12 protein-coding genes are annotated in these 12,538 nt (G+C 61.7%); 7 read left to right on the top strand and 5 right to left on the bottom strand.

What is annotated here, in order from left to right:
* Genes VUN82_01685 through VUN82_01695 form a run of 3 tightly spaced genes read right to left on the bottom strand, consistent with a single transcriptional unit; the run spans position 1 to position 2,634 of the window.
* A complete protein-coding gene (locus VUN82_01685; protein ID XAS72597.1) occupies positions 1-768 on the bottom strand; it encodes an amino acid ABC transporter ATP-binding protein in 768 nt (255 codons plus the stop codon).
* Positions 765-1,697 (bottom strand): amino acid ABC transporter permease, encoded by a 933-nt coding sequence (locus tag VUN82_01690; GenBank protein ID XAS72598.1) that lies wholly within the window; start codon positions 1,695-1,697, stop codon positions 765-767. The genes VUN82_01685 and VUN82_01690 overlap by 4 nt, the downstream gene beginning before the upstream one ends.
* A 13-nt stretch (positions 1,698-1,710) precedes the next feature.
* On the bottom strand, positions 1,711-2,634 hold the full coding sequence (locus VUN82_01695; GenBank protein ID XAS72599.1) for an ABC transporter substrate-binding protein: 924 nt from the start codon (positions 2,632-2,634) through the stop codon (positions 1,711-1,713).
* 260 nt (positions 2,635-2,894) lie between these two features.
* On the opposite strand from VUN82_01695, the gene VUN82_01700 reads away from it, so the two are divergent.
* The 6 genes from VUN82_01700 to VUN82_01725 are packed head-to-tail and all read left to right on the top strand — an operon-like array spanning position 2,895 to position 9,627.
* Positions 2,895-3,569: a haloacid dehalogenase type II gene (locus VUN82_01700; GenBank protein XAS72600.1), complete on the top strand. Its 675-nt coding sequence runs from the start codon at positions 2,895-2,897 to the stop codon at positions 3,567-3,569.
* 27 nt (positions 3,570-3,596) lie between these two features.
* Entirely contained in the window at positions 3,597-4,874 is a 1,278-nt protein-coding gene (locus tag VUN82_01705) for an FAD-binding oxidoreductase (protein ID XAS72601.1), read from the top strand.
* A gap of 33 nt (positions 4,875-4,907) precedes the next feature.
* Positions 4,908-6,458, top strand: a complete 1,551-nt coding sequence (locus tag VUN82_01710) for an aldehyde dehydrogenase family protein (GenBank protein XAS72602.1) — start codon at positions 4,908-4,910, stop codon at positions 6,456-6,458.
* Entirely contained in the window at positions 6,455-7,573 is a 1,119-nt protein-coding gene (locus VUN82_01715; protein ID XAS72603.1) for a tartrate dehydrogenase, read from the top strand. Before VUN82_01710 ends, VUN82_01715 begins: the two co-directional genes overlap by 4 nt.
* Entirely contained in the window at positions 7,570-8,553 is a 984-nt protein-coding gene (locus VUN82_01720; GenBank protein ID XAS72604.1) for a D-2-hydroxyacid dehydrogenase, read from the top strand. Before VUN82_01715 ends, VUN82_01720 begins: the two co-directional genes overlap by 4 nt.
* A gap of 33 nt (positions 8,554-8,586) precedes the next feature.
* Entirely contained in the window at positions 8,587-9,627 is a 1,041-nt protein-coding gene (locus VUN82_01725) for an NAD(P)-dependent alcohol dehydrogenase (GenBank protein ID XAS72605.1), read from the top strand.
* 17 nt (positions 9,628-9,644) lie between these two features.
* Here VUN82_01725 and VUN82_01730 read toward each other — a convergent pair whose 3' ends face one another.
* Positions 9,645-10,496 carry a LysR family transcriptional regulator gene (locus tag VUN82_01730; GenBank protein XAS72606.1) on the bottom strand — a complete coding sequence of 284 codons (852 nt, stop codon included), beginning with the start codon at positions 10,494-10,496 and terminating at the stop codon, positions 9,645-9,647.
* Between the two features lie 86 nt (positions 10,497-10,582).
* On the opposite strand from VUN82_01730, the gene VUN82_01735 reads away from it, so the two are divergent.
* A complete protein-coding gene (locus VUN82_01735; protein XAS72607.1) occupies positions 10,583-11,554 on the top strand; it encodes an EamA family transporter in 972 nt (323 codons plus the stop codon).
* Here VUN82_01735 and VUN82_01740 read toward each other — a convergent pair.
* Positions 11,469-12,500, bottom strand: coding sequence for a LacI family DNA-binding transcriptional regulator (locus tag VUN82_01740; protein ID XAS72608.1), 1,032 nt, complete (start codon positions 12,498-12,500; stop codon positions 11,469-11,471). The two genes, VUN82_01735 and VUN82_01740, sit on opposite strands and share 86 nt — an antisense overlap.
* Between the last annotated feature and the right edge of the window lie 38 nt (positions 12,501-12,538).

Genomic DNA, 12,538 nt, shown 5'->3' on the forward strand with positions numbered 1-12,538 from the left:
TTAGAGCACCTGCTTCAGGAAGGCCTGGGTGCGTGCTTCTTTGGGGTTCTTCAGGATTTCCCGGGCGTCGCCGCGTTCCACCACGTAGCCCTCGTCCATGAAGATCAGGGAATCGGCCACTTCGCGGGCAAAGCCCATCTCGTGGGTGACTACCACCATGGTCATGCCCCTTTTGGCGAGGTCCTGCATGACAGCCAGGACTTCCCCTACCTTTTCGGGGTCAAGGGCACTGGTGGGTTCGTCGAACAGGATGATTTCCGGATCCATGGCCAAAGACCGGGCGATGGCCACGCGTTGCTGCTGCCCGCCGGAAAGTTCGGCCGGGTAGCGGTCGCCGAAAGCGCCGAGGCCCACGCTCGTCAGCAGTTCCTGGGCGCGCTTGGAGGATTCCTTCTTGTCGGCACCTTTGACGAGCACGGGGCCTGACATGACGTTCTCGCGGGCGGTCATGTTCGGGAACAGGTTGAACTGCTGGAAGACCATGCCTACCCGTGTACGTTGCTGGGCAAGCTTCTTGGGGGGCAGCGCGTGGTAAGCGTTGTCGGTCTCGTAGTAGCCGAAATCATCGCCGTTGACTTTCAGGATTCCGGAGTCCACGGTCTCCAGGCCGTTGATGCAGCGCAACAGGGTGGACTTGCCGGAACCGCTGGGTCCGATAATGCAGCAGATTTCACCGCTGGCAATATCGAGGTCGATATCGTGGAGAACGGTCTTGTGCCCAAAGGACTTACGAATTCGGCGGGCTTGGATCGTGCCGTCGTTGCTCATCGTGCGATTCCTTCCGGCGCTGTCAGTTGGACTTTCCTGGCCTTGCGGGGAACCCGGGCGGAGGTATGGGAGTATTTCTGTTCGAGCTTGGACTGCGGGTAGCTCAGCACCAACGTCATTACCAGGTACCAGAGGCTCGCGACGATCAGCAGCGGGATGGTCTCGTAGGTGCGTGCGTAGATGAGCTGGGCGCTCTGGAGAAGTTCCGCAACACCCAGGACGCTGACCAAGGATGTTTCCTTGAACATTCCGATGACCTGGTTGCCGGTAGCCGGAATGATCGAGGGCATGGCCTGGGGAATGATGATCTTGCGCATCTTCGTAGCGGCGCTCATTCCCAGGGAGTCCGCGGCTTCGATTTGTCCCTTGCCCACCGAGGAGAACCCGCCGCGGATGATTTCTGCCATGTATGCGGCTTCGTTCAACGTCAGGCCAACCAAGGCTGCGGTGATCGGGCCCATGAGTGCATTCGTGTCGATCGCGGTACCGATGTCGGTAAACGGGATCCCGATGGTCAGGTTCGGGTACAAGGCCGAAATGTTGAACCAGAAGATCAGCTGGACCAGCACCGGGGTACCGCGGAACAGGGTGATGAAAACGCCCGCTGTGGCCGCGATCGGTTTGACTTTCGAGGACCTCATGATGGCAATGACCAGGCCGAGGAGGGTGCCCAAGGCCATGCTGGCGACCGTAAGGAAGATGGTGAGCATCAGCCCGCGGAGGATCGATTCGTGGGTGAAGTACTTGGCCACGACGTCCCACTTGAAATTGGGGTTGGTGGAGACCGAGAAGAGGATGCCCGCGCCAAGCAGGATGGAAACCACCCAAGCGACGTATTCAAAAGTACTTCTGCGACGAAGACGGGGCTTGAGTGCCGGATCGATTCCGTTCATTGTCGGTTTGCTTCCGTTACTGATGGTTTGCACCATGGGAGCACCTCTCCTAGTTGAGTTTTGCGTCCGTGATGGCACCGGACTCGAGGCCCCAGTTGGCGAGGGACTTCTTGTATTCCGGGCTGTTCAGGACCGACTGGATGGCGGCCTGGAGGGCGGGAGTCAGGGCAGATCCCTTTTTGACGCCGATAGCGGTGAGGTCGCTGGAGCCAACGTTAACCTGCGGTGTCAGGATCGTGAAGGCTTTCGGCTGCTGCTTCTCGGCCCAGGCGAGGGAGGTTGTGTCGTAGAAGATACCGTCGATGCGCTTGGACGCCAGCTGGGTCAGGGCTTCCTGGACGTTGGGCAGCGTCACGGCGTTGATCGCTGGCTGTCCCTTGGAGGTGCAGGTCTGCTCGTTAAGGGCCGGGAGCCGCTTGAGCTGGCCGGTAGAGCCCTGGGTGACGGCGATGTTCTTACCGCACAGCGTCTCGTTGGTGAGTTTCAGCGGGTTACCCGCGGCCACGGCCACCGAGTTGCCGGCCTTGAAGTAGTCGATCATGTCCAGGACCTTCAACCGCTCATCGGTCTTTGACATGGTCGTGGCGGTGAAGTCGTAGCGGCCACCGTCAAGACCAGGGACGATCGTGTCGAACTTCGTGTCCTGGAACTTCAGCTTCAGGCCGAGCTTCTTGGCCACCAGGCGGGCGATGTCCGGGTTCAGGCCGATCGCCGTCGAGTTGTCCTCGGCAAGGAACGTCGTCGGCGGGTAGTGCAGGTCCATCGCGACCGTCAGCTCGCCCTTGTCCTTATAAGATGCCGGCAGGAGGCTCACGGCCTTTTCGTCGGGCTGGACGCCCTCGGAGATGTCAGTGGTGTTTGAAGTCTTGCTGTCTGGCGTATCGCTGCTGTTGGCTGTTCCGCCGCAGGCGCTCAGTGCGAGTAGTACGGCAAGTCCTGCAGCTGCAGTCTGGGCCTTGGTTCGAATCTTCATGGTGCTTCCCTTCGAGGGAGTTGGTCACGGGGGAGGGAGAAGTTCTAGGTTGTAATGTGATCCGGATCTCTCCGTCATCTACTGCAATGCAACCCCCTCAACAGTAGATTGTCAACAATTGACAGAAACTTTTTTCAGTTAGGTCCTTGGTTGAGAATCGTTCTAAATACCGCCTAGAAACTGTTGACAATTTACAATTTGCCCCCCTAGAGTCGAATCACAAGCCTCCCCTTCCATCTCCCTAAAAGAACGGAAACCCCATGGCAGAGACCAACTTCCGGCCGAAGTACATCTCCTTCGATGTCTACGGCACGCTGATCAACTTCGACATCGATCCCACAACCCGGCGGCTGCTTGATGGACGTATCTCCGAAGAGCAGTGGCCTACGTTCAAGAAGCAGTTCCGTGGCTACCGCTTCGACGAGGTCCTGGGCGACTACAAGCCGTATGAGGCGATCCTTCAGGATTCCTTTGACCGCGTGTGCAAGCGCTGGGGCATTGGGCCCACCGAAGGTGCCGGCGCAGCGTTCGCTGAGGCTGTCCGCGGCTGGGTTGCCCACGAGGACGTGCCGGCCCCGCTGAAGCTCATGGGCGATAACTACCAGCTTGTGGCTCTGTCCAACGCCGACACCAGCTTCCTGGACATCAGTATTCCCAAGCTCGGTGCAGAGTGGCACGCCGTGTTCACCGCTGAGCAGGCCCAGGCCTACAAGCCGCGCTACCAGGCTTTTGAGTACATGCTCGATACCCTGAACGCCAAGCCGGAGGACTTCCTGCACGTCTCCTCGCACACCCGGTACGACATGCACCCGATGCACGACATGGGCTTCCGCAACCTCTGGATGCTGGACCGCGGCTATGACCCCATTGGCCAGGGCTACGACCTCAACACTGTTACGTCCTTGGACGAGCTCAACAAGCACCTCGGTCTCTAAACAGACTTCCAGGCGAAAGGTCATACCGTGAAACTTGTTCCCTACTGGCTCGATACTGCAGAGCCTTCCGGCGATTACCGTCGCACTCCGGTCCCGGAAAACGTTGATGTTGCGATTATCGGTGCCGGTTTTACCGGGCTGTCAGCAGCCCTTGAATTCGCCAAGCAGGGCGCCAGCGTGGCCGTTTTCGAACGCCACACCGTTGGCTGGGGTGCTTCGGGCCGTAACGGGGGAATGGCTACGACCGGTTTGGCCATTGGCTTCAGCACGGCAGTCAAGCGCTACGGGGCTCCGCGTGCGGTTGAGATGTTCCGCGAATACAACGACGCGATCGAAACCATCGAGAAACTGGTGCACGACAACGGCATCGACTGCGACTTCAAGCGCTTCGGCAAGCTCTCCCTAGCGTTCCACAAGTCCCACTACGACGGCTTCCTGAAGTCCCAGGAACTGCTCGCCAACCTGGTCGACCACCACGTAAAGGTCATCCCCAAGTCCGAGATCCACAGCGAAATCGGCACGGACTTCTACCAGGGTGCCATGATGGATCCGCTGGGTGCCGGGCTCCACGTAGGGAAGTTCGTGCACGGCCTGGCGAAGGTGGCAATCGACAACGGCGCGGCCATCTGCGAGAACGCATCCGTCACCGAACTGAACAAGGTCTCCGGGACAGTGCACGATGTGCACACCACCCGTGGAATTACCCGGGCCAAGCAGGTCCTGGTCGCCACCAGCGGCTACACCGGCAACGTCACCCCGTGGCTGCAGCGTCGCGTGATCCCGGTGGGCAGCTTCATCATCTGCACGGAGCCTCTATCTGAAGAGGTAGTGAACCGTATCCTGCCCAACAGGCGCCAGGCCTCTGACAGCAAGATGCTGACCTACTACTTCCGGATCACGCCGGACAACAGGCTGCTGTTTGGTGGTAGGGCCCGATTCGCTTTGTCCAGCCCGGACTCGGACGTCAAGAGCGCCGAAATCCTGCACAAGGCCATGACTGAGCTCTTCCCGTACCTCTCCAAGGCCAAGGTGGACTACATCTGGGGTGGCCTGGTGGATCTCTCCATGGACCAGATGGTCCATGCCGGCCAGCATGACGGCCTCTTCTACTCCCTCTGCTACAGCGGCCATGGTGTTCAGATGGCGGCCCACATGGGTAAGCGGATGGCCCACTACATGGCTGGCGACAAGTCGGCAAATGTGTGGGAAGACCTGAAGAACCCGCCGGTGCCCGGCCACTTCGGCCCGCCATGGTTCCTGCCGTTCATTGGCGGAGCCGCGAAGATCATCGACCGTATCAAGTAGACATTCCGCTAGCCAGGCAAGGTAAAGGTTCCCATGAGTTCATCAACAACCGTCACTGGAGCGCGCCCAAAAACAGCTGAGGAAACGGCCTACAGGCGGGCAAGCGTTGCGGCGCTTCCCGGTGGTGCGTTCCTCGAAGGCCTGTGGGAGACCGCTGACAGGATCCTGGAAGTCCGGGACCCTGAAGACGGCCTGCTGCTGGGCACTGTGTGTTCTTCAACCCCGCAGGATGTCCGTCGGGCGGTTGCCCATATTCACCGCCACCTCCTGGATGATGAATGGCCTCTGCGGGAACGCCGAGAGGCCTTGGAAAGGGCCGCGGTGCTCGTGGCTGAGCAGTCGGTCCGCTTCTCGGAGATTATTGCCGCGGAGAGCAGCAAGACCATCAACGAGGCCGAGCGTGAAGTGCGCCGGTGCATCGAGACGTTGCGGCTTTCGGCGGCAGCGTCGAGTGAACTCGTGGGGGAGACTCTCGGCTTTGAGGACAGCATGGCCGGAGCCAACAAGATCGGCTGGTACAGCCGGAAACCCGTTGGCATCATCGCCGCCATCACGCCCTTCAACGATCCGCTGAACCTCGTGGCACACAAGCTGGGCCCGGCGCTGATCGGAGGCAACGGCGTCGTGCTTAAACCCTCAGGCCGCACACCGCTGACCGGGCTGGCTTTTGTCCAGCTGTTGCTTGAGGCCGGTGTTCCGACTGGTCGCATTGCCGCGATCGTGTCCGGACCGGGGGTGTCCGAAGCGATCGTGACCGACCCCCAGGTGGACCTCATCTCCTTCACCGGCGGGCCAGCGACGGCGGACCGGATTGCTGCCGCTGCTGGCGCCAAGAAGATCCTTTCGGAGCTGGGCGGCAACAACGCTACGATCGTCTGCGCCGACGCCGAACCGGCAACCGCTGCTGAGGCGATCGTCGCCGGGGCGTTCGGTGTGGCCGGCCAGAATTGCCTGTCCGTCCAGCGCGTTTACGTCCACATTTCGCTGTTCGACGAAGTCGTTGAAAAGGTACTCACGGGGACCCGCGCGATCCGCGTCGGAGCAAAGATGGACCGCAGCACCGACGTCGGTCCGCTCATCACCGAAGCGGAGGCCCGCCGGGTGGAGGCCTGGGTGGAGGAAGCCAAAGCGGCGGGCGCCACCGTTCGTGTGGGCGGTCAGCGCCACGGCGCCTTCTACCAACCAACCGTGCTCACCGATGTGCCGGCAGACGCCCGCGTCATCGTTGAAGAAGTGTTTGGCCCCGTGGTCAGCATCATGCCCTTCATCCAGATCTCTGACGCCATCCACGCGGCGAATGCCTCCGAATACGGGCTCCAGGCCGGTGTCTTCACCGAATCCATTGACCTGGCCCTGACGATCGCGGACAAGCTGCACGTGGGGGCTGTGGTCATCAACGAGACCAGCGATGTCCGGATCGACTCCATGCCCTTTGGCGGGTTCAAGAAGTCCGGCGTGGGCCGTGAAGGCGTCAAGCACGCCGTCCGCGAAATGACCGAGCCCAAGAGCACCATTATCAAACTGGCGGAGCCCGCCACCCGCTGGCAGCAGCTGACGGGCACCTCAGAACGGAACGCATCATGACTACCCACAAAATCGCGGTCATCGCCGGCGACGGTATCGGCAAGGAAGTGGTCCCCGCGGCCATCGAAACCCTGGAACGAATCGCTGAAATCCACTCCATCAACCTGAAGTTCACGCACTTCGACTGGGGATCTGACTACTACGCCCAGCACGGACGCATGATGCCGGTGGACGGCCTGGAGCAGCTGGCGCAGCATGACGCCATTTTCCTGGGTGCCGTGGGCTCCCCGGAGGTGTCCGATGCTGAATCGCTGTGGGGGTTGTTGATTCCCATCCGCCGCGAATTCCAGCAGTACATCAACCTGCGTCCGGTAAAAACGCTCGACGGCGTGAAGTCGCCGCTGGCGAACAAGGAACCGATCGATATCCTCATCGTGCGTGAAAACAACGAAGGGGAATACTCGGAGGTCGGCGGACGCATGTACCGCGGGCTGCCCCACGAAACCGCGGTCCAGGAAACCATCTTCACCCGCCTGGGAGTATCACGGGCCGCGCACTACGCCGCCTCGCTCGCGTCCTCCCGCAGGGGCCACCTCACCTCGGCCACCAAGAGCAACGGCATCATCCACACCATGCCTTTCTGGGACGAGGTCGTGGAAGAAACCACCCGCCTCTACCCTGACGTGACGCTCACCAGCGAACTGGTGGACGCCTTGGCTGCGCACCTGGTCCTCAAACCCTGGACCCTGGACGTCATTGTCGCCTCGAACCTGCTGGGCGACATCCTCTCGGACCTGGGCAGCTCCGTCACCGGCTCCATCGGTGTGGCTCCCAGCGCGAACCTGAACCCCGAAGGCGATTTCCCGTCTCTCTTTGAGCCCGTGCATGGCTCTGCTCCGGACATCGCAGGCAAGGGACTGGCCAATCCGGTGGGCCAGATGTGGTCGGGTGCGATGATGCTGCAGCACCTAGGCCACCCGGAGGCTGCTGAACACCTGCAGCTGGCCTTCGAGTCCGCACTGCGCGAGGGCCTCGGGACCCGCGACGTAGGAGGCCCTTCGTCGACGTCGGAGTTCACTGCCGCTGTTATGGCCGCGATCGATGTCATTGATGTCGTGGGCTCAATCCTGGACGGCACGGCAGCCAAGTCTGCGGGAGCACCGGCGTCGTCATGACGGTTTCCGATGAACGCAAGAGGCCTGTTGTCGCGGCACTATACCGGGAGGCTTTACCGCCCCGGTTGGAGGAGATCGAAGCCCTGGCCGAGGTCCGACTGACCAAGGCCGATGGACTGGCTGAAGCGATGGACGGTGCCGATGTCCTGTACCAGTGGCATTCGTTTTCCCCTGCCTTGCGGGAGAACTGGGACGCGGCGTCGTCTCTGAAATGGGTCCATGTAACGGCAGCGGGCGTTAGCCAGCTCCTGTTCGACCAGCTCATCCAGAGCGATGTGGTCTACACGAACTCCCGCGGAGTGCTGAGCCGTGCAATTGCCGAATTCGCGCTGGGCTTCGTCCTGGATATTGCGAAAGACTCGCAGGGCTCGTTCAAGCTTCAACAGCAGCAGCGCTGGCAGCACAGGGTCACCCGTAAGATCCAGGGCCAACGCGCTTTGGTGGTGGGCACTGGTTCCATCGGGCGGGAAATCGCGTCCCTGTTCCGTGCCGTGGGTCTGCAGGTCAGCGGTGCCGGACGAAGCAGCCGTCCAGGGGATGAATTGTTCGACCACATCCATTCTTCCCGGGACCTGGCCGGGATCGTCGGCGACGTCGACTACCTGGTGCTGGCGGCGCCACTGACCAAGGACACCAAGGGCCTTGTGGACGCTGACGTACTTTCCGCCATGAAATCCACGGCACACCTCATCAATGTGGGCCGTGGGGAGCTGGTACGGACGGACGCGCTGATGGATGCGCTGACCTCCGGATCCATTGCCGGGGCCGCACTGGACGTGGTCCATCCCGAGCCGCTGCCCGCGGGACATCCTCTGTGGAGCATGGAGAACGTCATCATCACACCCCACATGAGCGGTGACACTGAGGACTACCTCGACGATCTGGGGCAATTGTTCGTGGACAACCTGCGACGGTTCAGCCAGGGCGAACCCCTGCAGAACATCGTGGACAAAACTCTTGGGTTCGTCCCGGTCTCCTGATCCTGTTTCCTGTTTCCCGAAAGAAGAAATGCCGTGCCAAGTACCGTGAAGGCCTATGTAGCCACTTCTCCCACCTCGGACCTCGCGCCGGGCACTGTGGAACGGCGGGATCCCGGCGATTTCGATGTGCAGATTTCCATCAGGTACACCGGAATCTGCCACTCGGACATCCATGCTGCACGTGGAGACTGGGCCAGCAACTACCCCTTGGTGGTTGGCCACGAAATCGTCGGAGTGGTGGAAGCCATCGGTTCCAGAGTCACCCGGCACTCGGTGGGGGACCGCGTGGGAGTGGGCTGCTTCGTTGATTCCTGCAGGGAATGCGTCAATTGCCGTGCAGGCGAGGAGCAGTACTGCCTGCAAGGTGCAACCAGCACCTACAACTCGTTCGGCCGTGACGGTCTGCCCACTGCCGGTGGTTACAGCACAAGCATCGTGGTGGATGAGAACTACGTCCTCAGAATCCCCGACGGCATAGACCTCCAGGAGGCGGCCCCACTGCTGTGCGCGGGAATCACCATGTACGCACCGTTGCGTAACTGGAAAGCCGGGCCAGGCAAGCGCGTGGCCATCATCGGTATGGGCGGCCTGGGCCATATGGGCGTGAAGATCGCTGCGGCCTTGGGAGCCGAAGTCACGGTGCTCAGCCAATCGCTGAAGAAGCAGGAGGACGCCGTCCGGCTCGGCGCCCACAGCTACTACGCAACATCTGAACCGGCAACCTTCGAATATCTGAAGGGTCAGCTGGACCTGATCATCAACACTGTCTCCGCGGACGTCGATGTGGATGCGTACCTGTCCTTGCTTGCCTTGGATGGCACCATGGTCCTCGTGGGCCTGCCCTCAAAACCCCTGAGCCAGCGCGCGTGGTCGCTGGTGGAATTCCGACGCAACCTCAGTGGCTCAAGGATGGGCGGAATCCGGCAAACCCAGGAAATGCTGGACTTCTGTGCTGCCCACAGACTGGGGGCAGACGTGGAAGTCATTCAAGCAAGCCAGATCAACGAAGCATTCGAACGGGTGCTCGCCAGCGATGTCCGCTACCGCTTCGTCATCGACGCAAGTACATTCTGATTAAGCACACCCAACCGTCATCCCGAGTACAGCCTCATCAGTAACTCCACGATCCGGCCGCGCTTCTGCGGCGGATCCTTCGTGGACCACGCGAGGTACACAGATACTGGCGGGGCGTCGCGCACCGGACGGTAGATGATGCCCCGACGCCGATACTGGTGAGCCGTCGACCCGGCAGTCATGCCCCGCGCCGCCCCGCTGCCAATTGTCGTCAACCAATCATCCACATCGTTAATGGGCACGATGTCCGGCCGGCCCTCCGCCGGCCACAGCTCAAGAGTCGTGCTTCCCGTCCGCAGATCCATAGCGACCGGCCGCTCGGCCACCTGTGCCATGGTCACCGAACGTCGCGATGCCAGGGGATCGTCCGAGGACATGGCGCAGTACCGCTTCTCCTCGCCAATCCGGACATGCTCGACGCCGGGCGCATCCGGAAGGCGTCGAAGGATGGCCAAGTCGGTGGTTCCGTCGGCAAGGCCACCGGTAGGGGAGTTGGAGTGCACGAGTTGCAGCTCCACGCCCGGTATTGCGACCGCCCATCGGCGTTGGAACTCCATGGTGTGCTCGCCTAAAGCGGACCACGCGTAGCCCATCCGGATCTTTCCGGTACCGGACTGGGCCTCCCTCTCGAGGTCCCCCAGAAGTGAGAGGACGCGACGTGCCTTGGCGACGACGCGCTCGCCGGAGGGAGTCAGGCCAACGCTGCGGGTGGTCCGTTCCAGGAGCCGTACCCCGAGAATCTGTTCCAGCCCGGCGATGTTGCGTGAAACGGCCGCTTGGGACATTCCCAGTTCAATGGCGGCATCTGTGAACGTGCCTTCCTCGACTACAGCCAGGAGGCACCGTAATTGCCTCACCTCGACGTCCATGCGGTCCATCCTATTCATGCATCCACCGCATAAATAGCCTCGTCCATGCATTTAGCGGATACACGGCCCAGGCGCAGAATTTCAGCATGATCGATACGAGGGCAGTTGGAGTAAGGCCGTCCCGGAAGGCCGGGGGCGCGGCGACCCTCCTGGCCAGCGCACTTTCCAACCAACTTGGCGCCGCCACGGCATCCTTCGCCTTTCCGGTCATGGGACCAATAGGTGTGGTGGCGGTGCGCCAGCTCGTGGCGGCGGCTGTTCTCTTGCCGATCGTCCGGCCCCGGCTGAGGGAACTGAGCTGGCGGCAATGGTGGCCTGTCCTTCTCCTCGCCGTTTCGTTCGGCACCATGAATCTCGGCCTGTATGCGTCCATCCAACGGATCGGCCTTGGGCTTGCCGTCACCCTCGAGTTCCTTGGGCCCTTGGCCGTGGCTTTGATCAGCTCGCGACGAAAGAGCAGTGCGCTCTGCGCTGTGGTCGCTGCATTCGGCGTTCTGGCCATCACTCGGCCTGAAGCATCCATGGATCTCGTAGGGATCGGCTTGGGGCTGATCGCCGCTTGCAGTTGGGCCGCCTATATCCTCCTGAACCGGACCGTGGGCCAAAGAGTGCAGGGTATCCAGGGCACAGCAGCCGCAACAGGAGTGTCGGCGACGCTGTTCCTGCCTGTCGCCGTCGTGGTTTTCATCAGCCAACCTGTGGACGGCTTGGCTGTTCTCTGCGCTGTGGCGGCCGGAATCTTCGCCTCCGTGTTGCCTTACGTGGCCGATCTAATCGCGCTGCGACGGGTCCCCGCGAACATGTTCGGCGTGCTCATGAGCATCAACCCTGTGTTTGCTGCAGTCATCGGTGCCGTAATCCTGCATCAGGACCTGGCGGCGGGGCAGTGGGTGGGGATCGGACTGATCGTCGCGGCCAATGCCGGGGTGTTGCTGCTGCGGGAGCGCGGACAGGGCGCGGCCAGTATTAGCCCTAAGCTGGAGCCTGCCCGCTCGACCCCCGGACCTGGAGTTGGGACGGCACCAAGTGCAGCCGCGCAGGGAGATTGGGAGTTGTGAGCCGCTCCAGGATGAACTTGCCGGCCTCGACGCCGACGGCGAGATTTCCGTTGTCCACGGATGTCAGCGACAAGTGCCGGATTTTGGCCAGGTAAGTGTTGTCGTAACCCACCAGTGAGAGGTCGTCGGGCACGGAAAGTCCGAGGTCGTCTGCAGCCGAAAGCGCGCCGATGCAGGCGACGTCGTTGTACGCGAAAATGGCAGTGGGCCTCGCCGGGCCGGCGAGCAACCTGCTTGCTGTGCTGTAGGCGCTCTCTTCGCTCATGCCGCCGCCCGGCACCGCAAGAGGTTCCAGCCCGGCGTCGAGCATGCTGCGTTCGAATGAGACCCGCCGCAGCTTCCCCACTTCACCTGGCCCCTGAAGGTGCGCAATGCGCTGGTGACCCAGCGCGATGAGATGCTCGGTCGCCTGACGCGCACCGGCGTCGTCATCATTGACCACGATGTCGACGCCGGCAAGTACCGGTTCGCGGGTCCCGGCGAGGACTACGGGGATGCTTTGGGCAGCCTTCTCGATCGCGGCAGATTCGTTGGTGGTTCCCACTACCACTAGGCCATCCACTCGTTGCTCCAGGAGCGTCTCCACCGAACTCCGGCCCACCCGCTGGTCAGTGTATGAATCGGCGAGAACCGGTGAAACGCCCGCCGAATGCAGCGCCGCCGTGAGTCCCTCAAGAAGTTCCACGAACCACGGATTCCGGATGTCGTTGAGCATGACGCCGATGGTTCCGCTGCGCGGCCCGGAGAGTCGCTGGGCCAGTCGGTTGGGCCTGTAACCCAGGTTTTCCATGGCTTCCATGACGGCACGACGGCGGCTCTCACTGACGTTGGCAGAGCCCTGCAGGACGAGGGAGACCAAGGACTTGGAAACACCCGCGGCGCTTGCGACATCGCGAATCGTTGGCTTGGTTCCCGGCGCGCCGGTCGGGGATGGTGCATCAGGCATGGGGGTCTCGTTCCGGTCTGTCAGGTTCGTTCCAAGCT

The organism is Micrococcaceae bacterium Sec5.1, from assembly GCA_039636795.1.
Classification (GTDB): Bacteria; Actinomycetota; Actinomycetes; order Actinomycetales; family Micrococcaceae; genus Arthrobacter.